The sequence below is a fragment of the Idiomarina seosinensis genome (genome assembly GCF_044797955.1).
Classification (GTDB): domain Bacteria; phylum Pseudomonadota; class Gammaproteobacteria; order Enterobacterales; family Alteromonadaceae; genus Idiomarina; species Idiomarina seosinensis_A.
This window is the reverse complement of the sequence record NZ_CP085211.1, coordinates 38,392-60,214: the sequence shown is the minus strand read 5'-3', so window position 1 is coordinate 60,214 and position 21,823 is coordinate 38,392. Positions and strand designations below refer to the sequence as shown.

21 protein-coding genes are annotated in these 21,823 nt (G+C 46.8%); 13 read left to right on the top strand and 8 right to left on the bottom strand.

Translation table 11 applies throughout. The features are described 5' to 3' along the window. Positions 1 to 2 precede the first annotated feature (2 nt). Positions 3 to 479, bottom strand: a complete 477-nt coding sequence (locus LG288_RS00285; protein WP_404400887.1) for a GNAT family N-acetyltransferase — start codon at positions 477 to 479, stop codon at positions 3 to 5. A gap of 10 nt (positions 480 to 489) precedes the next feature. Continuing rightward, positions 490 to 1,095 (bottom strand): DNA-3-methyladenine glycosylase I, encoded by a 606-nt coding sequence (locus LG288_RS00280; RefSeq protein ID WP_404400885.1) that lies wholly within the window; start codon positions 1,093 to 1,095, stop codon positions 490 to 492. Positions 1,096 to 1,188: 93 nt separating this feature from the next. Between LG288_RS00280 and glyQ the strand changes: the two genes are divergently transcribed. Beyond that, positions 1,189 to 2,103 (top strand): glycine--tRNA ligase subunit alpha, encoded by a 915-nt coding sequence (gene glyQ, locus LG288_RS00275; protein WP_404400883.1) that lies wholly within the window; start codon positions 1,189 to 1,191, stop codon positions 2,101 to 2,103. Between the two features lie 3 nt (positions 2,104 to 2,106). Further along, a complete protein-coding gene (glyS, locus tag LG288_RS00270; RefSeq protein WP_404400881.1) occupies positions 2,107 to 4,173 on the top strand; it encodes a glycine--tRNA ligase subunit beta in 2,067 nt (688 codons plus the stop codon). A gap of 77 nt (positions 4,174 to 4,250) precedes the next feature. Here glyS and gyrB read toward each other — a convergent pair whose 3' ends face one another. Genes gyrB through dnaA form a run of 4 tightly spaced genes read right to left on the bottom strand, consistent with a single transcriptional unit; the run spans position 4,251 to position 10,294 of the window. After that, positions 4,251 to 6,668 (bottom strand): DNA topoisomerase (ATP-hydrolyzing) subunit B, encoded by a 2,418-nt coding sequence (gene gyrB, locus LG288_RS00265; RefSeq protein ID WP_404400879.1) that lies wholly within the window; start codon positions 6,666 to 6,668, stop codon positions 4,251 to 4,253. A gap of 2 nt (positions 6,669 to 6,670) precedes the next feature. Continuing rightward, positions 6,671 to 7,771: a DNA replication/repair protein RecF gene (gene recF, locus LG288_RS00260; protein ID WP_404400877.1), complete on the bottom strand. Its 1,101-nt coding sequence runs from the start codon at positions 7,769 to 7,771 to the stop codon at positions 6,671 to 6,673. Between the two features lie 11 nt (positions 7,772 to 7,782). Continuing rightward, positions 7,783 to 8,886 carry a DNA polymerase III subunit beta gene (gene dnaN / locus LG288_RS00255; protein ID WP_404400875.1) on the bottom strand — a complete coding sequence of 368 codons (1,104 nt, stop codon included), beginning with the start codon at positions 8,884 to 8,886 and terminating at the stop codon, positions 7,783 to 7,785. Between the two features lie 34 nt (positions 8,887 to 8,920). Then, complete coding sequence (gene dnaA / locus LG288_RS00250; RefSeq protein WP_404400873.1) at positions 8,921 to 10,294, bottom strand: chromosomal replication initiator protein DnaA; 1,374 nt, start codon at positions 10,292 to 10,294, stop codon at positions 8,921 to 8,923. A 292-nt stretch (positions 10,295 to 10,586) separates the two neighbouring features. Between dnaA and rpmH the strand changes: the two genes are divergently transcribed. From rpmH to LG288_RS00210, 8 genes are read left to right on the top strand one after another with little or no spacing between them, the layout of a single operon-like run. Then, the gene (rpmH, locus tag LG288_RS00245; RefSeq protein ID WP_404400871.1) at positions 10,587 to 10,721 is read left to right on the top strand and encodes a 50S ribosomal protein L34; all 135 of its coding nucleotides are present in this window, start codon (positions 10,587 to 10,589) and stop codon (positions 10,719 to 10,721) included. Between the two features lie 20 nt (positions 10,722 to 10,741). Then, positions 10,742 to 11,113, top strand: a complete 372-nt coding sequence (gene rnpA, locus LG288_RS00240) for a ribonuclease P protein component (RefSeq protein ID WP_404400869.1) — start codon at positions 10,742 to 10,744, stop codon at positions 11,111 to 11,113. Then, the gene (gene yidD, locus LG288_RS00235) at positions 11,068 to 11,343 is read left to right on the top strand and encodes a membrane protein insertion efficiency factor YidD (RefSeq protein ID WP_404400867.1); all 276 of its coding nucleotides are present in this window, start codon (positions 11,068 to 11,070) and stop codon (positions 11,341 to 11,343) included. The genes rnpA and yidD overlap by 46 nt, the downstream gene beginning before the upstream one ends. A gap of 21 nt (positions 11,344 to 11,364) precedes the next feature. Further along, entirely contained in the window at positions 11,365 to 13,029 is a 1,665-nt protein-coding gene (gene yidC, locus LG288_RS00230; protein ID WP_404400865.1) for a membrane protein insertase YidC, read from the top strand. A 5-nt stretch (positions 13,030 to 13,034) separates the two neighbouring features. After that, positions 13,035 to 14,411 carry a tRNA uridine-5-carboxymethylaminomethyl(34) synthesis GTPase MnmE gene (gene mnmE / locus LG288_RS00225; RefSeq protein WP_404400863.1) on the top strand — a complete coding sequence of 459 codons (1,377 nt, stop codon included), beginning with the start codon at positions 13,035 to 13,037 and terminating at the stop codon, positions 14,409 to 14,411. 50 nt (positions 14,412 to 14,461) lie between these two features. Then, on the top strand, positions 14,462 to 15,607 hold the full coding sequence (locus tag LG288_RS00220) for a dicarboxylate/amino acid:cation symporter (protein ID WP_404400861.1): 1,146 nt from the start codon (positions 14,462 to 14,464) through the stop codon (positions 15,605 to 15,607). Next, positions 15,588 to 17,273, top strand: a complete 1,686-nt coding sequence (locus LG288_RS00215; RefSeq protein ID WP_404400859.1) for an FUSC family protein — start codon at positions 15,588 to 15,590, stop codon at positions 17,271 to 17,273. Before LG288_RS00220 ends, LG288_RS00215 begins: the two co-directional genes overlap by 20 nt. After that, the gene (locus LG288_RS00210) at positions 17,266 to 17,577 is read left to right on the top strand and encodes a DUF2007 domain-containing protein (RefSeq protein WP_404400857.1); all 312 of its coding nucleotides are present in this window, start codon (positions 17,266 to 17,268) and stop codon (positions 17,575 to 17,577) included. The genes LG288_RS00215 and LG288_RS00210 overlap by 8 nt, the downstream gene beginning before the upstream one ends. Here LG288_RS00210 and LG288_RS00205 read toward each other — a convergent pair. Both LG288_RS00205 and LG288_RS00200 read right to left on the bottom strand, forming a co-directional pair. After that, positions 17,531 to 17,797: a GIY-YIG nuclease family protein gene (locus LG288_RS00205; RefSeq protein ID WP_404400855.1), complete on the bottom strand. Its 267-nt coding sequence runs from the start codon at positions 17,795 to 17,797 to the stop codon at positions 17,531 to 17,533. The genes LG288_RS00210 and LG288_RS00205 overlap by 47 nt on opposite strands. Before the next feature lie 27 nt (positions 17,798 to 17,824). Beyond that, the gene (locus LG288_RS00200; RefSeq protein WP_404400853.1) at positions 17,825 to 18,319 is read right to left on the bottom strand and encodes a serine/threonine protein phosphatase; all 495 of its coding nucleotides are present in this window, start codon (positions 18,317 to 18,319) and stop codon (positions 17,825 to 17,827) included. A gap of 64 nt (positions 18,320 to 18,383) precedes the next feature. Between LG288_RS00200 and LG288_RS00195 the strand changes: the two genes are divergently transcribed. From LG288_RS00195 to rsmG, 3 genes are all read left to right on the top strand, one after another. Further along, positions 18,384 to 18,842, top strand: a complete 459-nt coding sequence (locus LG288_RS00195) for a flavodoxin domain-containing protein (RefSeq protein WP_404400851.1) — start codon at positions 18,384 to 18,386, stop codon at positions 18,840 to 18,842. A gap of 434 nt (positions 18,843 to 19,276) precedes the next feature. After that, positions 19,277 to 21,172, top strand: coding sequence for a tRNA uridine-5-carboxymethylaminomethyl(34) synthesis enzyme MnmG (gene mnmG, locus LG288_RS00190; RefSeq protein ID WP_404400849.1), 1,896 nt, complete (start codon positions 19,277 to 19,279; stop codon positions 21,170 to 21,172). Continuing rightward, positions 21,165 to 21,815 (top strand): 16S rRNA (guanine(527)-N(7))-methyltransferase RsmG, encoded by a 651-nt coding sequence (gene rsmG, locus LG288_RS00185; RefSeq protein WP_404400847.1) that lies wholly within the window; start codon positions 21,165 to 21,167, stop codon positions 21,813 to 21,815. Before mnmG ends, rsmG begins: the two co-directional genes overlap by 8 nt. The last annotated feature ends 8 nt before the right edge of the window (positions 21,816 to 21,823 follow it).

Genomic DNA, 21,823 nt, shown 5'->3' with positions numbered 1-21,823 from the left:
TTTTATAGATACATTTCCCAAAACTCGGCCTGCCCGACATCACCAAGCTCGTAAGGTTTAAAGCCAAACTTTTCGTAGGCAACTTTAGCGCGGTCATTTTTATCAAGTACTTCCAGCGTTAGTTTTACGCAACCGCGAAATTCAGCCAGAGTTTTTACTTCCTCAAGTAATTTCTGCGCCACGCCCTTACCACGATAGTCGGGTACAACAGCGATATCATGAATATTCATTAAAGGTTTAGCCGCAAAGGTAGAGAATCCTTCTACGCAATTTGCGATGCCTACCGGCACGTCTCCATCAAAGGCCAGCAGCGAAAATACATGCTCACGCTTGTCCATCTCTTTAATCAAATTTTCTTTTGTGTCTTCACTGATACCCTCACCGCCGCCCATGGGGTCCTGTGCATAGGCATCAAGCATCAAAATAACAGCTTGCGCATGAGCCGGATTTGAGTAATCTGCTAAAGTAATTTCTATCATTATGTATCCATTAGCCTGTTAAAGAAAATTGCCGCATTTGCTGGCAAACTGACATGTAACAATGGCAGTCAACTAGGTGGTCATTCATCATACCGACAGCCTGCATAAAAGCATAACATATCGTCGGCCCAACAAACTTAAATCCTTGTTGTTTCAACGCCTTTGCCATAGCCCGGGAGGCCGCGTTTTCAGTTGGCACGTCTGCCATAGCCTGATAAGCATTAATAACCGGCCTGCCGCCGACGAACTGCCACAACCAATGACTGAACTCTAATCCTCTATCCTGCATCGCCAGATAAGCGCTGGCATTAGCAAAAATCGCATCGATTTTCTTACGGTTACGAATAATGCCCGGATTATCATAAAGATTAGCACGCTCAGAGCTGGGCATCGCCTGAATTTTAGCGGGATCAAAATGATAAAACGCTTGCTCATAAGCCGTTTGCTTTCGCAGAATAGTCAGCCAACTGAGTCCGGCCTGCTGGCCGTCAAGGCATAACTTTGCAAACAGTTCGACAGGATCAGCAACCGGCCTGCCCCACTGCTCGTCATGGTAAGCCCGATAGTCATCAGCTTGCTCACACCACGGACAACGCTTTGTTGCCGGATTTGTCATTAACGCCCCTATAACCTAACCCTGTCTGAGGGTATAATCTATGCATACTTATCAGTCATTGGTCAACAACCATAACGGTTTAAGAGAAATTTTATGTCCAACTACGATGTCAAAACCTTTCAGGGGCTGATCCTTGCGCTGCAGGATTATTGGGCTCAGCAAGGTTGTGCAATAATACAGCCGCTTGATATGGAAGTGGGTGCGGGAACCTTTCACCCCATGACTTTTCTGCGCTCGATTGGTCCCGAGCCGTCGAGCTTTGCCTATGTTCAACCCTGTCGCCGCCCTACTGACGGGCGCTATGGGGAAAACCCTAATCGCTTACAGCATTATTATCAGTTTCAGGTCATGATGAAGCCATCTCCTAAAGATCTGCAGGAACTTTATCTGGGCTCGCTGGAAATGCTTGGTTTTGACACTCTGACTCACGACATTCGCTTTGTCGAAGATAACTGGGAGTCGCCAACCCTGGGAGCCTGGGGTCTCGGTTGGGAAGTTTGGTTAAACGGCATGGAAGTGACGCAGTTTACTTATTTCCAGCAAGTCGGCGGCCTTGAGTGTAAACCAGTCGCCGGTGAAATCACCTATGGTTTAGAGCGCTTAGCGATGTACATTCAGGGCGTTGATAGTATTTACGATCTGGTCTGGACCGACGGACCCCGGGGGAAAATTTTCTATCGTGATGTTTTCCATCAGAATGAGGTTGAACAATCTACCTATAACTTCAAACACGCCAATGTTGATGTCCTATTTCGCCGCTTTGAAGACTGTGAGCGCGAATGTCAGCTGCTGATCGAACAGGAACTGGCACTACCGGCTTACGAACAAGTTATGCGTGCCTCACATGCGTTTAATCTGCTTGACGCCCGCCATGCTATATCGGTTACGGAACGACAACGTTACATTTTACGAGTCCGCACCATGGCTAAAGCCTGCGCCGAAGTTTATTACCAAGCTCGGGAGTCCCTTGGCTTTCCACTTTGTTTACCGCAGTCAAAAGGAGTTTAGGCCGTGAAAAAGGACAATCTGCTAATTGAAATCGGCACCGAGGAGTTACCTCCTAAATCGCTAAAAGCACTAAGCGAAAGCTTTGCCGACGGTATCAGCCAAGGTTTGAAGCAAGCGGAGCTCGACTTTCAGTCGATTAAAATATTTGCCACTCCCAGACGTTTAGCCGTGCTGGTTATGCAGCTGCAGGAGCAGCAACAAGACAAAGTCGTAGAAAAACGAGGCCCTTCCATTGAGGTTGCCTTTAATGATCAGGGCGAACCAACTAAGGCCGCAATTGGATGGGCTAAATCGAATGGTATTGACGTTGAGCAAGCCGAACGCCTGACTACCGATAAAGGCGCCTGGTTATTGCATAAAGCTGAAGTTAAGGGCCAGCAGCTTGATAGTCTGCTGCCGGACATTGTAGCCTCATCATTAAAGCAATTACCTATTCCACGTCCTATGCGTTGGGGGGAATCCGAAGCAGAGTTTATTCGACCGGTTCATACCCTTACGCTGATATACGGCACCAGGTTAATCGATGCTGAGATCATGGATACACCCAGCTCTCGCCACATTAAAGGCCACCGATTCCATTCGCCCAAAGGGTTTCAGCTGGAAAAAGCGGACGACTATGAAGCCCTGTTAAGGCAACACTACGTGGTGGCCGACCAGGAGCAGCGTAAAACAACCATCGAAAACGCTGTTAACACGCTGGCTGACGAGCTGAATGGTCAGGTCCAACCCGACCCTGAACTTTTCGAGGAAGTATCAGCGCTGGTGGAATGGCCCATAGCTTTGCAGGCCGAGTTTGATAAAAGCTTTTTAACCGTACCCAAAGAGCCGTTAATCGTCACGATGAAAGACGACCAGCGTTACTTCCCTGTTGAAAACCAACAGGGGGAGTTATTGCCTAGCTTTATTTTTATTACCAATATTGAAAGCAAAGATCCGGCTCAAATCATTGCCGGCAATGAAAAGGTCGTTCGACCAAGGCTTGCTGATGCCCAGTTTTTCTTTGAAACAGATAAAAAGCTGTCCTTAGAAACCCGTCTCGACAGCCTTGATAACGTACTCTTTCAGAAGCAGCTGGGTTCGGTAAAGGATAAAGCGGAACGTATTTCGTTATTAGCGGCCGTTATTGCAAATCAGCTTCAGACTAGTGAAGAGGACGCTAAGCGTGCAGGTCTTTTGTCAAAGGCCGACTTGGTCTCGGAGATGGTGCTGGAGTTTCCCGAAACTCAGGGTGTCATGGGTAAGCATTATGCACTAAATGACGGCGAGAGTGAGACAGTGGCTAATGCTATCGAGCAACATTATTGGCCCCGGTTCTCAGGCGATAAGCTGCCAGATTCTGATGTTGCCTGCGCGGTTGCTCTGGCCGATAAACTGGATACCCTGGTAGGAATTTTTGGCATTGGCCAAACTCCAAAGGGCGATAGAGACCCTTTTGCCCTTCGTCGCGCAGCCCTTGGCTTAATTCGGATTGTAGTAGAAAAGCAGTTAAATCTGGATTTGCATACATTAATTACCAGTGCCCGGGAGCAGTTTGGGCCGCGCTTAAGTAACCAAACCGTGCAAGATGACGTATTTAACTTCATCATGAGTCGCTTCCGCCCTTGGTATCAAGAGCAAGGCGTAGCCGTTGACGTTATTAAAGCCGTTAGCGCGCGAGCGCCCTCCCGGCCTGCAGATTTTGATGCCCGGATTCAGGCTGTCTCGTCGTTCAAAGGGCTAGAGGCAGCAGAAAGTCTTACCGCTGCTAATAAGCGCGTTAGCAATCTTGTATCCAAGTCAGAGTTGAGCCTTACTGGCACCATTAACCACGACTTGCTTTGTGAGCCTCAAGAACAGACATTGGCTGCAAAAATAGGAGAAGTTGAAAAGAGCTGCGAGCCTGAACTGGCTGTTGGCAACTACACTGGCGCATTAACTCGTATGGCATCGTTAAAAGACGATATTGACGCCTTTTTCGATCATGTCATGGTTAACGCCGAGGATGCAAAAATTAAAGAAAATCGGCTAAACCTGCTCCATCGGCTTCGGCAAATGTTTCTTAACGTTGCCGATATTTCGCTATTACAGTAATGTAAAAACAAAGAGAAATAAAAAGGCCTCGCTGCAAACTGAAGCGAGGCCTTTTTTGTTTGTGTTTGAGTTTTGAACTAAACGTCGAGGTTAGCAACTTTTAACGCATTGGACTCAATGAACACCCGACGGGGCTCAACTTCGTCGCCCATAAGGGTCGTAAACAGTTGATCAGCACCAATGGCATCATCAATAGTAACCTGCAACATGCGCCGGGTTTCCGGATCCATTGTGGTTTCCCACAACTGTTCAGGATTCATTTCGCCAAGCCCTTTGTAGCGTTGCACATACAAGCCCCGTTTAGACTCACCAATTAACCACTCAACGGCGTCAACAAAATGGTCAATCGAGTGCTTCTTCTCACCCCGGACTACATAACCACCCTCTTCAACCAAGTTAGCTATCTGATCACCTACAGTAACTATTTGCTCATAATCCTTAGACATTAAGAACTCATAGCTCATTGGGTACTCAGTATCCACACCATGCTGACGAATGCTTGTTGTGGGTAACCACATTGAACGCTCAGTGTCTTCTTTTAACGAGATGGTGTAAGTGGCAGAGTCTACCTCTCTTTCCGTTAAATCGTCGTTCAGGCTCTTAACCCAGCCTTCCATGTACTCCTTATCTTTCAGTCGCTCATCTGTCAGTCGCGGCGCATAAAACAGACGTTGCAGGAATTTTTCTGGAATACGCCGGCTTAAGCGTTTAATTGTTTCCTGTGCTAACTGGTAACCGTTCACCAAGTTTTCCAAATGCTCGCCTGTTATTCCAGGCGCATCAGCGTTAACGTGAAGTGATGCTTTATCCAGCGCAACACTGGTGAGGTAACGAATCAGAGACGGCTCGTCCTTTATGTAAGTTTCCTGCTTACCTTTTTTAACTTTATAAAGTGGTGGCTGTGCAATATAGATGTAGCCACGCTCTATAATTTCCGGCATTTGGCGGTAAAAAAAGGTCAGCAATAAGGTTCTGATATGCGAACCATCAACGTCGGCATCCGTCATGATAATAATACGGTGGTAACGGGTTTTGTCGGGGTTATATTCATCACGACCGATGCCGCAACCCATTGCGGTAATTAATGTACCGACTTCCTGTGAGGAAAGCATTTTATCAAAGCGCGCTTTTTCAACGTTAAGGATTTTACCTTTTAGCGGAAGGATTGCCTGGTTCTTCCGGTTTCGGCCTTGTTTAGCAGAACCCCCTGCCGAGTCACCCTCCACTATATAAAGTTCTGATAACGCAGGGTCTTTTTCCTGGCAGTCCGCTAGCTTGCCGGGTAGTCCAGCAATGTCGAGCGCCCCTTTTCGGCGCGTCATTTCACGCGCTTTTCTAGCAGCCTCACGCGCCCGTGCCGCATCAATAATTTTATTGATAATTGCACGAGCATCCTGAGGATTCTCCAACAGGAAGTCCGCAAGCTGAACGTTCATCGTTTGCTCTACTGCTGACTTAACTTCAGAAGACACCAGCTTTTCTTTTGTTTGCGATGAGAACTTAGGATCTGGAACCTTAACGGAGACAACCGCGGTCAAGCCTTCTCGGGCATCATCACCAGTTGCAGAGGTTTTAGTTTTTTTAGTAAAGCCCTCTTTTTCCATATAGCTGTTTAACGTACGAGTCAGGGCGGCGCGGAATCCCGCTAAGTGAGTACCGCCATCACGCTGAGGAATATTATTAGTGTAGCAATAGATATTTTCTTGATAAGAATTGTTCCATTGCATACTGACTTCGACGGATATTCCATCCTCGCGGTCTATTGAAAAGTGGAAGGTTTGTTCGTGAATTGAGGTCTTGGCCTTATTTAAATACTGAACAAAAGCTGCGATACCACCTTCATATTTAAATAAATCTTCGCGCTCATCGCGCTCGTCTCTTAACCGAATCGCCACGCCCGAATTCAAAAAGGACAATTCTCGTAACCGTTTAGCCAGAATGTCATAATGAAATTCCGTGCCGGTAAAGACTTCATCGCTGGGCCAGAAACGTAGATCAGTTCCTGTTTGATCAGTTTCTCCGATGGCTTGCACATCGCTTTCGGGTACACCCATGTGGTAGGTTTGTTCGTAAACTTTACCTTGTCGACGAATCGTTAGTGTAAGCTTTTCTGATAATGCATTGACTACAGAAACACCGACACCGTGCAGCCCACCAGAAACTTTATAGGAATTGTCGTCAAATTTACCACCGGCGTGTAGCACTGTCATAATGACCTGAGCAGCTGAAACGCCCTCTTCTTCATGGATATCTACCGGGATTCCACGGCCATCATCTTTTACAGATACTGAGCCATCCGAGTGGATGGTGACCATTATTTCAGAACAATGTCCTGCCAGGGCTTCATCGATAGAGTTATCAACAACTTCAAACACCATATGGTGTAAGCCTGTTCCATCGTCTGTGTCACCAATATACATTCCCGGACGCTTGCGAACTGCGTCTAGCCCTTTTAGTACTTTGATACTGGACGAACCGTAGTTATTTTCTTCCATAATTAGTTCTCAATATGACTTTGTAAGATACCGTGTTCCACGTGGAACATTTTGGGTTCTTGTTTAAATTTATCACGTATGTCGTCAGGATTAACGCTGGTGATAAAGACTTGATTATCAGTATTTTCCAATAATCTACAAAAAATTTCTTGGTTGAGCTGATCAAGCTCCGAGCTCAAATCATCAACCACAATGACGCAATTCTCATCTCTTTTTTGCCGATAGAATTCAGCCTGTGCCAGTTTTAAGCTCGCCACAACAACTTTTAGTTGCCCTCGTGATAAGCGTTCCTTGGCTGGCGAACCGTCAGCGCTAACGGCGAGATCGGCTTTGTGAGGACCTACGGATGTATGCCCGTAACGCGCATCCGTCACTAAAGCACTGTCTAAAGCTTCTGGTAAGCTTTTTGCGCTGTCCCAGCCAACTCGCAACGAAACATCTAGTGTAACATCAGGAAGGAATGATTGGGTCATTTCCTGAAGATATTTAGTAAGCTCGAGGACATAGGATTGACGCAGCTCGGTGATTTGCTCGCCGTAATAACTCAACTGCTCGCGCCAATAACGATCTTCCGACGTCTTTTTATCCTTTGTGCGCTTTAGCAACTGGTTTCGGTGTTTTAATACCTTGCTATAATTTGCCCACAACGAAAAAAATGAATGTTCCACGTGGAACACTCCCCAATCGAGCAGCTGTCGTCTACTGCCCGGCCCACCCAAAATAACTTCAACAGACTCAGGTGTAAAAAGCTGGACTGGAATATTACGCGCCAATTCAGCCAAGCGCACATTGCTTTGGCCATTAATACGCAACTGTTGCTGACCCTGTAGATGACGGCTCAAGCCGAACCTGGACGCTGATTTGTTACTTCCTTCCGACATGACTTCGGCAAACAACGTAAACTTATCAGTCCCTTCTTTGATTAATGGCTTATAACCTCCAGGCCGGAAACTACGCCCAAAACCAAACAGATAAATAGCTTCTAATAAACTGGTTTTCCCTGACCCATTAGGCCCATAAATCAGATTTATTTTTTCACTCGGGTCCAACGCAAATGAAGAGAAATTCCTAAATTCGTTACCGACCAGCTTTTTAAAGCGCATAAGCTAACGCGTTATAACCTCATGGGCATAACGACATAACAACAGGCATCATCGTTTTTTGGTTCAATTAATGCACTGCTATTTGAGTCAGCCAATGTCAGAGTAATTTCGGAATCATCAACGTTATTAAGTACGTCCAGCAGATAACTGACATTAAAGCCAATCTCAAGGTCATCGCCGTTATAGTTTATTTCGATAACTTCTTCAGCTTGCTCTTGCTCTGGATTGGTTGCTGTAATACACAGCTCGCTGTCTGAGATATTTAAGCGGACACCTCGAAACTTTTCATTCGACAATATTGATGCTCGTCCAAACGCTTGTCTTAGCAAGTCTCTATCGGCGACTATGATCTTATCGCCGCCGCTGGGAAGCACTCTGCGGTAGTCCGGAAAACGACCGTCAACCAGCTTACTGGTAAAAACAATCTTGTCGGTTTCTACTCGAATATGGTTATTGCCGATGGCTACTGAAACCTCGGACTCATCGTCACCCAGCAAACGCAGCAACTCTACAACGCCCTTGCGGGGAACAATAACCTGACGTTGCGCTAAATTTGGCTGCTCGATAAAGCAACTACTCATTGCTAAGCGGTGGCCGTCAGTAGCAACCGAACGCAACATGCCGGCGTCAGTTTCAAATAACATGCCGTTCAAGTAATAGCGGACATCCTGATTTGCCATCGAAAAATGTGTTTTTTCCATTAGCCGTTTTAATACTGACTGGTCGGTAACAAAGTTAATTTCGCTCGTCCAGTCATCAATATTCGGGAAGTCATCAGAACTCAACGTACTCAATTTAAATTTACTGCGGCCAGACCGCACAAAGGCTTTGTCTTCTTCTGCCGATAGTTCAATGGTTGATTCATCAGGTAAGCTACGAACAATATCAAGCAGTTTTTTAGCCGGCACAGTGACGGACCCATCCCCACCGGTCGATTCGACGGTGACCGCCGAGATCAGTTCAACCTCAAGATCAGTACCCGTCAGGCGCAACTGGTTGTCATTAACCTGCAACAGCAGGTTTGACAAGATCGGCAGTGTGTGGCGTCGTTCAACAGCACCACTAACGACTTGCAATGGTTTTAAAAAGGCATCCCGGCTAACCGTAAATTTCATTTTGAGTATCCCCTGCTTTCAGCCGCTGCTCGCCCTAAGACGATAACGTACGGATAAGGTTTCGATAGTCTTCTTTAATGTCGTTTTGTTCTTCTTTTAATTTTTGAATCTGCCGGCAGGCATGTAACACCGTCGTATGATCTCGCCCGCCAAAAGCATCGCCAATTTCCGGCAAGCTATGATTGGTTAGTTCTTTTGCCAGCGCCATAGCCAGTTGTCTGGGCCTGGCCACTGATCGGCTTCGGCGCTTGGATAAGATGTCCGCCAGCTTTATATTGTAATACTCTGCTACGGTCTTTTGAATATTATCAATAGTGACCAGCTTCTCCTGCGCAGCAATTAAGTCGCGCAGCGCCTCGCGAACAAAATCGATCGTAATCGCTTTACCTGTTAGCGAAACATTGGCAACAACGCGATTCAGAGCCCCCTCAAGCTCGCGGACATTAGATCGCAGGCGCTTAGCAATAAAAAAAGCAACTTCGTGGGGCATATGCAGCCCCCGCTCTTCGGCTTTACGGATCAATATCGCTACCCGAGTTTCAAGTTCAGGAGGTTCGATCGCGATGGTTAAGCCCCAGCCAAACCGTGATTTTAGCCGATCTTCAACGCCGTCGATTTCTTTCGGATAAAGATCGCTGGTCATAATGATTTGCTGATTACCTTCCAGCAACGCATTAAAGGTATGGAAAAATTCTTCCTGCGAACCTTTTTTATTGGCAAAAAAATGAATGTCATCAATAAGCAGCGCATCCACCGACCGGTAATAGCGTTTAAACTCAGTAGTGGAGCTATTACGGATTGAGTTCACCATATCCTGAACGAAACGTTCGGCACGAATATAAAATACCTTCGCGTCTTTTTTGTGGGCCATGATGCCATTGCCTACTGCATGCAGCAGGTGAGTTTTACCCAGCCCGGTACCGCCATAGACAAACAGCGGGTTATAAACTCCGCCGGGATTTTCAGCAACCTGGATGGCCGCCGCGCGGGCTAACTGGTTAGATTTACCTTCGACAAAATTATCGAACGTATATTCCGGATGGATATTACTTTCAAAGACTTCCTGTTCACTAACCGACGAGCTGCTGCCAAATGTTGGGCCTGAGCGTCTGGCGGTGCTTCTGCTGCGGCTGGTCGGAGTGCTCGCGCGGCTGGTAGGTTGGCTGACATTGCCCACCTTTAACACAATCTTTGGTGGTTTGTTGTCTGTCAACGATGTCAACAGGCTATTAATTGACTTGAGATATTTATCTCTGACCCAATCGACTGAATATATGTTCGGTGCGTATAAGGTTAAGGTGTCGCCAGAATGGTCCGCTTGAATAGGACGAATCCATGTGTTGAATTGCTGCAAAGGTAGCTCAGACTGCAAACGTTCAGCACACTGTTGCCAAAGCGAATTATTCACACCCACGTCTCCGTTCGTTTTATTATTTTCAATGATCTGATTGTACTGCAGCACACTGATTAACGCTACCTTTTGGGAGCATTTTAAGAGACAATAGCTTACTGTTCGCAAAACGCGATTTTGTGAGTAACCTTAACTTTTATCCACATATAGCCGTTGTACGGCGGGGGCCGTGTGGATTATTATAAATAACTTTTGTGTATTTATCGTCCTGATAATTGTTGACTGCCGCGCTAAAGATCGGTAAGATCCGCGCTCTAAAATTTAAGCCTTGACTGATGGAATTAACGTTATGAAAAGAACTTTTCAACCCAGCGTATTAAAGCGCAAGCGTTCGCACGGTTTTCGCGCTCGCATGGCGACCAAAAATGGCCGCAAACTGATCGCTCGTCGCCGTTCACGCGGTCGCAAAGTATTGAGCGCATAAAGTCTATTAGCGGTCACACAGTGACTCATTATGCGTATGGAAGGGAGTTACGCCTGTTAACTCCCTCTCACTTTGACAGTGTATTTTCAAATCCTCCCGTAAAAGCTGTCACTGCACAGATCACTATGTTAGCTGTGCCCAATCATCTCAGTAATCCCCGAATCGGTGTTACCGTTAGTAAAAAACGCGCTAAAACAGCGGTTCAGCGTAATCGAATCAAGCGTCAAATACGCGAAACCTTTCGCTTACGGCAGCACAAAATTCCCAACTTTGATATTGTCGTCATAGCAAAGAGCGGTATTGTTGACCTTAATAACTCAGAACTCAGTAACACATTGAATTATTTATGGCGAAAATTGGCAAAGCGCTGCGAACAGTACCAATCGCACTAATCAAAATCTATCAGTGGGTTATATCCCCCCTGTTAGGACCACGTTGTCGTTTTTATCCAACGTGCTCGCATTATGCCTGTGAGGCAATCGAGAAACACGGTACAATCAAAGGAGTTGGTTTAGCAATCAGACGCGTAGCCCGTTGCCATCCTGGTAGCGAAGGCGGCTTTGATCCGGTGCCTGAGAATAATTCAGCACAAACTAAATCGAATCATTCACACGAACATTAGCAACCTAGAGACGAAATCACTATGAATTCGCCACGTTCAATACTTTTTATTGCTTTCTTAGTGGTGTCCTTTTTCCTGTTCCAGACTTGGATGGTGGATACTGCACCGGGAACACAGGCACCAAGCAACAACAACACGACTTCAGTAACCTCAGAAGCGGATACTAATGTCGTGCCCGAAGCTCAGGGAAATGCGGCAGGTGATTCAACCGTTCCGGATAGTGATCAGCCCGCTGCAGCGCGCAAGACGGGCCAACTCGTAGAAGTTAAAACCGATGTGTTAGATATAGTCATCGACGCCAAAGGCGGCGATATCGTCTCAGCCAAATTATTGCAGTTTGCTGAGTCACTGAATGCTGAAGACCGTTTTAAATTATTAGAGCGCAGCCCGGGCAAACTCTACATTGCCCAGTCAGGACTTATCGGACCCGACGGCATTGACTCCGCGGGCGGCCGGGCTCAGTTTTCGGTGGAAGAAACCGAATACAGTCTCGAAGGCAAACGACTTGAGGTTCCTTTAACCTACGTTACTGAAGACGGCAGTCAAATCACCAAAGTGTTTGGCTTTGAGCGCGGCAAATACCACGTTGATGTGCGCTACGAAATAGAAAACCAAGGCCAGCAAGCGAAACAAGTTCAGTTTTATGGCCAGCTTCAGCAAACCATGACTGCCGGAGAAGGCGGCAGCATGATTATGCCGACCTACTTTGGTGCGGCCTACTCTCATGATGACGACAAGTTTGAGAAATATGACTTTGACGACATGCAAGACCAACGCCTGAACGTCGCCACTCAAACAGGCTGGGTCAGCATGTTAGAGCATTATTTTGTATCGGCCTGGATACCTACTCAGCAACAGGATAATCGTCTGTTTTCCCGCGTTGCCGGTAACTCACAAGCGATCATCGGGGTAATTTACCCTATGCAACAAGTCAATGCCGGCTCCAGCCATAGCATTGAATCAACGGTTTACCTTGGGCCGAAAGACCAGGACTCGATGGCCGCCTTAGCCGAGAACCTGGATTTGACCGTCGACTACGGCTTCTTGTGGTGGTTAGCGCAGCCTATCTTTAAGTTACTGCAATTCTTACAGAGCATTGTTCTTAACTGGGGTCTGGCAATTATTTTAACCACGGTGGTTGTTAAAGCAGTCTTATTCCCGCTAACCAAGGCACAGTATGTGTCGATGGCCAAAATGCGCATGCTGCAGCCTAAAATGACGGCGCTACGCGAGCGGTATGGCTCTGACCGGCAAAAAATGTCGCAAGCCATGATGAAATTGTATAAAGAAGAGAAGGTCAATCCGCTGGGAGGTTGTTTACCCATGCTGTTACAGTTACCTATCTTCCTGGCGCTGTACTGGGTATTGTTAGAGAGTGTTGAACTGCGTCACTCGGAATTTATCTTCTGGATTCAGGATCTCTCTACTAAAGATCCCTACTACATCTTGCCTATCTTAATGGGCGCCAGCATGTTCTTAATGCAGAAACTGCAACCAACGCCTACTGCCGACCCAATGCAGCAGAAGTTGTTCCAGTACATGCCGGTTATCTTTACCGTATTCTTCCTCTGGTTCCCATCCGGCCTGGTACTGTACTGGCTGGTCAGTAACTTGATTACCATTGCTCAAATGCTGATCATATACAAAGGGCTGGAGAAGAAAGGCATAAACGTACGCGGTAAATAACCTTTATGCTTACTGATGAACACAGCAGTGACACCATCGTCGCCCAGGCTACACCGCCCGGGCGGGGTGGCGTCGGTATTGTTCGGGTTAGTGGTAAAGCCTGCACTGATATTGCACAACGCCTACTCGGACACTGCCCGCTACCCCGAAAAGCCGAATATTTACCCTTCCGGGATGTCAACGGCGATCTACTAGACGAGGGTATAGCCCTTTATTTTCCGGGTCCTAACTCGTTCACCGGTGAAGATGTATTAGAATTTCAGGGCCATGGCGGTCCTGTACTCATCGATATGATTATCAAAGCGATATTGGAGATTCCGGGTGTCCGCCCAGCCCGTCCGGGTGAGTTCAGCGAACGTGCTTTTTTAAATGATAAGCTGGATCTGACTCAAGCCGAAGCGATTGCCGACCTAATTGAAACCAACTCGGAACAAGCCGCTAAAGCAGCCTTACAAAGTTTAAAGGGCGAGTTTTCCCACAAAGTTGATCAGTTGGTTGATGCCGTTATTCATTTGCGCATGTACGTTGAAGCCGCAATTGATTTCCCCGATGAAGAAATTGATTTTCTTTCTGATGGAAAAGTAACATCCGACCTAACCGACATTCTGGAATATTTATTCCAGATAGAAGATCAAGCCCGCCAGGGCGCATTAATGCGTGAAGGCATGCGGATCGTAATAGCCGGACGCCCTAATGCAGGCAAATCCAGTTTGCTTAATGCACTGGCAGGCCGCGAGTCAGCCATTGTAACTGAGATAGCCGGCACAACTCGTGATGTTTTACGCGAGCATATACAAATCGACGGTATGCCGTTACATATCATTGATACGGCCGGTCTTCGCGAGTCACCCGACCAGGTCGAGAAAATTGGCATTGAACGGGCCTGGGAAGAAATCCGTCAGGCCGACCGCGTTCTATTTATGGTCGACAGCCAACAGACTCCGGCCACTCACCCTGAAGATATATGGCCCGAGTTTTTTGCTCAACTACCGGACAACATGCCATTTACTGTTATCCGGAATAAAGTTGATTTGACGCAGGAATCGGTTCGTGTTGATCAACATAACGGTATTCCCGTGCTTCAGCTCTCCGCCAAAACAGGAAACGGCATTGAGCTTTTACGAGAGCATCTGAAGCACTGTATCGGTTACACCGTCAGCGCAGAAGGCAGCTTTATGGCTCGCCGGCGGCATCTGGATGCTCTTGCCAAGGCCAAAACCCACTTATTACAAGGTCAGGAACAACTCGAGCTGAATTTAGCTGGTGAATTACTGGCAGAAGAATTACGCTTAGCTCAGCAGCACCTTAATGAAATTACCGGAGAATTCACCTCAGATGATTTACTGGGGCAAATATTTGGATCTTTCTGTATCGGCAAATAGCCTCACTTACCGACAACAAAAAATCATTCTAACAACTATCGGAATCTACTATGTCACTCATCATTAAGTTAATAGCCGGAATAGCCGGTGGTATTGTCATTGGTTTATTTGCTCCGGATTGGCTCAGCCAGCTTCTTATTACCTTTAAAAGCCTGTTCGGCCAGTTATTGTTTTTCACTATCCCTCTACTGATCCTGTTTTTCATTACCAGTGGGATTGCAAGCCTGCCCAGTAAGTCCGGCAAACTCCTTGGCAAAACTCTGGGGATTGCTTACCTATCAACCGTAACGGCTGGTATTTTAGCGTTTTTTGTTGCCAGCTTGCTGGTCCCTTTATTAGAAGCCGATACACGAACGGTGACTGACACTGCGACCAGAACCCTGGAGCCCTTTATCACCCTTGAAGTTCCTCCTTTGATGAGTGTCATGTCGGCATTAGTACTGGCATTTATTTTTGGTCTTGGCATTGCCAGTACCCGCGCGCAACAACTGAAACAACTGTCTGATCAAGGGCGTGATATTATTGAGCTGTTACTCGTCAAGGTCATTATTCCGCTACTGCCCTTCTACATTGCCGGCGTCTTTACCGAAATGGCGGTTGCCGGAAATGTGTTTACCACCTTAAAAACGTTTGGCGTTATTCTTATATTAGCTGTTGCTTTGCACTGGGTTTACATCACCAGTATGTTTATTATTGCCGGAATAAAAAGCCGCCAGTCGCCGTTAAAACTGATTAAAAACATGTTGCCTGCCTACTTTACCGCGTTAGGTACTATGTCCAGCGCAGCGACGATACCGGTTACTTTGCAAAGTGTTCGCAAAAATAATGTAGACGATAACGTCGCTAATTTTTCCGTGCCCCTGTGCGCAACGGTTCACCTTGCCGGTTCAACCATTACCATTGTCAGTTGCACAATCGCCGTAATCGTGTTGCATAACGCCTTGGTTATTCCTTCTTTTCTGACCATTTTGCCTTTTATTATGATGCTGGGCGTTGTCATGCTCGCAGCACCAGGCGTACCGGGCGGAGCTGTAATGTCAGCAGTTGGTCTGCTGGGTTCAATGTTAGGTTTCGGCGAAACCGCTATTGCTTTAATGATTGCGCTTTATATGGCACAAGATAGTTTTGGCACGGCCTGTAACATTACCGGTGACGGAGCCATTGCTTTATTAGTCGATGACAGCACTAAAAAGTAAGTTTTCTCAGCTTGGTTTTGATTACACCCGATTTCGCTTCGGCTTCCGGACCGGGCTAGCAGCCTGCCTGTCACTACTGATAGCCTGGTCACTGGGTCTTGAGCACCCGCAATGGTCTGCTATGACTGTCTGGGCTGTATCGCAGCCCACCCGAGGGCTACTGCTCGAAAAAGCCGCTTATCGGGCGCTAGGTACCCTAATAGGCACCGTCATCGGTATGCTGTTGGTTGTCACCGCCGGTGATAATGTTTTACAGCTAGCTTTAGGACTCACCTTTTGGGTCGCTGCCTGTGTTTATGTTGGCAACCTGCTACACGGCCTGATTTCCTATGGTGCCATTTTAGCCGGATACTCAGCATCAATGGTTGCTTTACTCAGCAGAACCCCCGATGCCTGGTTACCACTGGGAATCGACCGCTTGCTGACGGTTTTTGTCGGCGTTTTAACGGCTTTGCTGATTGGCTGGCTGTTTACCTATTCACGTGCCGAGCAAACTCTGGTTAACCAATTCCGGCGACAAACTGCAGAAAACTTGAAGCTGCTGGCAGAAGCCTATCAGTCAGGTTCTTTACAGCATTTGAATAGTCATGATCGGTTATCAAAATTAGCCCTGTTAGAGTCTCAGCTGGTAGACCATGGCAGCGGTTCACCCGCAGCACACCGATCGGCAAAAACTATCCGCCAGGTGCTTAATGCTCAAATGGGGCTGTTTGCTCAACTGGAAATCAAAGGTATTATTCAGTCTGATGAGCTAAGTGAATACTTACATAAATGCTCACAGGCACTGATCAGCAATAAGACATCACGGATCAATGCGCATTTACAAGATACGTTAACTAACTTTGACCATGCTCCATTGTATCCATACTGGCATGAATTTGTTGACGCAACTCGGGCGCGGCTGGAATTCAGGGATACCGGCAAAACGGCTAATTCAGTGCGCCAACTATCGGTGCTGTTGCACCGGGACTGGCGGGGAGCAAAACAAGCAGCCATTAGAACTCTGGTTACAATGTCGATAATCAGTTGTATCTGGGCCTATACCGGCTGGTTTCAGGTGGCGTATTTATTACTGGGGGCATCAGTAATGCTGACCCTATTTTCGACCGCCGACAATCCCGCTAAAACCATGTATTACGTTTTCCTTGGGCAATCAGCAGGAGCCATTACCGCCTTATTGATGCAAGCCTTTATCTGGCCTCAAACTAATTCAGTGCTCACTATGCTGCTGTCTTTGATGCCGATTATCCTGTTAGCCGGGTTACCCATGTCACATAATAAAACCGCGGCCGGAGCAATGGACTTTAATCTGGTTTTCTTACTGTTAATGCAACCGGCTTTGCATTATCAGTTTAACGTCAGTGAAGCGACCAGTATCGCCCTTGCAGTGATCACCGCTCCACTAGTCGCAATGGCCAGCTACCGTTTAATGTTTCCAACAGATTTACGCAGCCGCCAACAACAGTTACTGTTATCGCTTGAACACGACTTAAAAAACTTAAATAACCAACTTGTTTCCACTAACCAGTTACAACGCTACCGGGCCAGGCTTTATCACCGTCTATTTAAGCTTTACGCAATGTCCGGTTCTCTTGGCGTGGAAGCCAAAGTCATAGCCGCGCAATACCTGTTGCGTGTCCAACACCAGGTCAGCCAGCATGAATGATGAGTGGATTGTTGCCTATTATGCAAAGGACCCAATCGAAGCCGGGCTACTAAAAGGTTTACTTGAAAGCCAGTCCATCACGGTACAAATGCAAAATAACGGTATGATCGGGGGTATCGGTGAATTACCTGCCGATGCTATCGAAACACCCCTAAAAGTTAAGCCAGAAGACTATGATAAGGCTCGCGAAATTTTACAAGCTTACGAACAGGAAGAAAGCGTCGAGCAGCTCTGTAACCACTGTCATGAGATAAATTTCAGCAACTTTGAACTTTGCTGGAATTGCGGCAAAGTGCTCGTTTAGCATTTACCGCCAATTGTTTTATCTGATATTCACGTTTGGCCGCACAAGAACGACTGATGCATTGCTCATAATAAGCAAGCTTTACCGGCTGACGTGTTCTGGTATACCGTGCCCCGCCCTTAATTTCACCATTGTGCTGACGGACACGGCGTACCAGGTCAGTGGTAATACCACAGTAGTAACTGCTGTCAGAGCACTTCACTAAATAGACATACCACATACCCGGCTACCAGACCCTGCTGTTTGTTTATTGCGCCAGCATCTCAGTTACGTGCTCTTCCAAATCTGTTAACCCATGGCGGCGGCCCAGCGCTAACGCATCACTTGTCGATTTACCATCAAGCCATGCAGCTCTGAGCGCAAACAACGCGCCTACACGGTTTGCCGAAGAGCAGTGAACCAGGATATTTTTTTCGCTGTGCTGCAACAATAGTTTATCTAACAATCGGGCATTAGCGAAGGTTACCCCCTTGCTGCCGTCAACCGGGATATTATAAAACGCTAAGTTTTGCTGGCTGTACCAATGCAAATCGGTCATATCATGCACCTCGTCTTCACTTAACAGGCTAATAACGATTTGGCCCTGGTGCTCAGCAAAGTGCTGAAGATCTTTCTGGTCCGGTACGCCCATAACCCATAATTTATCGTCAACCTGCTTTGGTGCTTCAATACCTTCTGCCTGTGTCGTTGAAACATGGCCAAACGTCAACACCAAGGCAAAGACTATCAATGATCTGAACATAGCTTCTCTCCTGTACACTGTTATATTAGTCCGCTCTGAATCTGCATTGGGTATCCTTCAGTTTATGAAAACAATACAAATACTTGTCGGCACTACTTCAGGCAATACTGAATTTCTGGCTGATTACACGGCTGACCTGCTCCAACAACAGAATATCCTGTCTCAGTTGCATTACCAGCCTGATTTAACTCAAATTTCCCAAGACCAACCCTGGTTAGCTTTGTTAGCCAGTCACGGTGCCGGGGATTACGCCGAATCAATGACTAAGTTCTACCATCAACTAGAACAGCTTGATCAGCTTACCCCGTTACCTTATTCAGTGATCGCTATTGGTGAATCGTGCTATGACACCTATTGTGCAGCCGGACACCATTTAGACAAACGGCTGCGCGACCTTGGCGCCATCCGTTTATCTCCTCCACTGGAGATCGACATGCTTAAAGATGATCCGGAAACCAGCGTTAGTCAGTGGCTACCAAACTGGATCCAGTTATTAGGATCCTACCCACAAGACGGATCATAGTTGATAAGGCCTGAATTTACACAGGATGATCCTATCCACTAACTTACACACAGTTTGCGGCAACTGTGATTAGATCCGGTATAAACTCGGTTAAGGGCTGTCCTCTGACTGGGTATAGCTGTGGGGATAAGTCACCCTGTGCATAAAGATCGACTTATCCACGATCTATGATCCGGTCTTAAGGGATCTTACGCACATCTTTTGATCCCGCTACACTGCTTATAAAATCTGGCCTACAACGATCTATTCACAGAAAAACGCTACTAAGAAGTAATAATAATAAAAGATCTTTAAAGATCTAAAACTGATCTTCTTTTATTTATTTTCCTTTATTAAACGATTATCTAATGAACAAAAAATAACCTTTTAGATCCACCACGATTCGCGCTAAAATAGCCGGCTGTATTTCTCCTTAAGTCATAGGTCTAAACCACATGTCAGGAACCCGTTCACAACATTTTGACGTCATTATTGTTGGCGGCGGCCATGCCGGTACCGAAGCCGCCTTAGCAGCGGCCCGCAGAGGTAGCAGAACCTTATTGCTCACGCACAATATTGATACTCTGGGCCAAATGTCCTGTAACCCGGCTATTGGCGGAATTGGCAAAGGACATCTGGTAAAAGAAATTGATGCATTGGGCGGGATCATGGCTAAAGCAGCAGATCGTTCCGGTATCCAGTTCAGAACATTAAATTCGTCCAAAGGCCCTGCTGTCAGAGCTACCCGGGCTCAGGCCGATCGTCAGCTGTACAGGCAGGCGATCCGCTATACTCTGGAAGTACAACCCAACCTGACGTTATTTCAACAGGGCTGTGATGATCTTATTGTCGAAAACGATCAGGTGAAAGGTGTTGTAACCCAGATGGGATTAACCTTTTACGCTGACAATGTCGTTTTAACTGTAGGAACGTTTCTTGGTGGTCAAATCCATATTGGTCTGGATAATTACCAAGGTGGCAGAGCCGGCGATCCTCCAGCCAATGCATTGGCTAAAAGACTGCGGTCTCTGGACTTACGGGTGGAGCGGTTAAAAACCGGGACACCACCGCGAATAGCCAGTCGCTCTATTGATTTTTCAGTTATGCAGGAACAACCCGGAGATCAGCCGACGCCGGTATTTTCCTATATGGGCTCACGAGATGATCATCCACAACAGATCTCGTGTTATATCACCCATACCAATCAACAGACTCATGATATTATTCGTTCGGGGCTGGATCGTTCGCCAATGTACTCTGGCCTGATTGACGGGGTCGGCCCGCGCTATTGTCCGTCGATTGAAGATAAGATCGTACGCTTTGCTGACAAAAACAGTCACCAGATCTTTGTTGAGCCAGAAGGGTTAAACACCTTTGAGGTTTATCCTAACGGAATCTCGACCAGTCTTCCCTTTGATGTTCAGGAGCAACTGGTACGCTCAATTAAAGGCTTTGAAAACGCAGTTATTACCCGTCCCGGATATGCTATCGAATACGATTATTTTGATCCGCGGGATTTAAAGCAATCTCTTGAAACCAAGCTTATTAGCGGGTTATTTTTCGCCGGTCAGATTAATGGAACAACCGGCTATGAAGAAGCCGGAGCACAAGGCCTGATTGCTGGCTTAAACGCTTCTTTGCGGGCCGAGGGGCAGCAGACCTGGTCGCCGCGTCGTGACGAAGCTTACACCGGCGTTTTAATCGATGATCTATCCACCTTAGGGACCCAGGAACCCTATCGCATGTTCACTTCGCGGGCCGAATATCGGTTACTATTGCGCGAAGACAATGCGGATATTCGGTTAACCGAAAAAGGGCGTCAGCTGGGTCTGGTTGATGATCAGAGATGGCATGCTTTTAACATTAAGATGGAAGCGATTGAGCAGGAAAAACAGCGCTTAAAAGATACTTGGGTACACAAAGACCATCAGCAGGTGGCAGCCATTAATGCCCTGGTAAAAAGCCCTATTACCAAAGAAGTCAATGGGCTGGAACTATTACGGCGGCCGGAGATCAATTATTCTGATTTGGTCAAGACCTGTTTTTTTGAACCAGGCCTTGAGGATCCGGCAGCGGCCGAACAAGTTGAGATCCAGACAAAATACGCTGGCTACATTTCACGACAGGAAGACGAAATAGCAAAACAGCAGCGTCACGAAAATACCCTGTTACCTGCCCGATTTGATTATGCAGGTATTAAAGGATTATCCAATGAGGTGGTTGCTAAACTGAATACTCATCAACCGGAAACCGTGGGTAAGGCAGCAAGAATATCAGGCATAACGCCTGCCGCGATTTCAATGCTGTTGGTACATTTAAAAAAACAAGGACTATTGCGTAAAAGTGCCTGACACTCAATTAAAACAACAGTTAGCTCAACTGATAAAAGAAACTGATATTGATAGCCTTAACGATTTAACGGACGAGCAGCTTGCGCAGCTGGTCGGGTTGGTTGAACAGTTAAATAAATGGAATAGTGCTTACAACTTAACCAGTGTCCGTGAACCGCAGCTAATGTTGCGGCGGCATATTATTGATAGCTTGGTGCTGGTTCCCTTTTTAACCGGCGAACACTTTATCGATGTCGGGACCGGTCCAGGTTTACCGGGTTTGCCATTGGCTATTGCTGAGCCAAATAAATCATTTGTGCTGTTAGATAGTCTGGGAAAACGGATCCGCTTTATTCGTCAGGCCTGCCATCAGTTAGATATCCGCAATGTCACGGCAGTACACAGCCGGGTCGAAGACTACCATGAACTGGAAGGTCAATTTGACGGGGTACTGAGCCGTGCATTTGCTTCGCTGGAGGATATGCTGAGTTGGTGTGCTCACCTACCGAAGCCAGCGGGCAAATTTTATGCGCTTAAAGGACAGTATCCACAGCAAGAACTGGACGAATTATCTCAACAGTATAAGATTGATGGCATTCACAAGTTAAATGTTCCTGGTGTTGAAGGCGAGCGACACCTTGTCACTATTTCATCTGCCCTTTAGCACCTGAT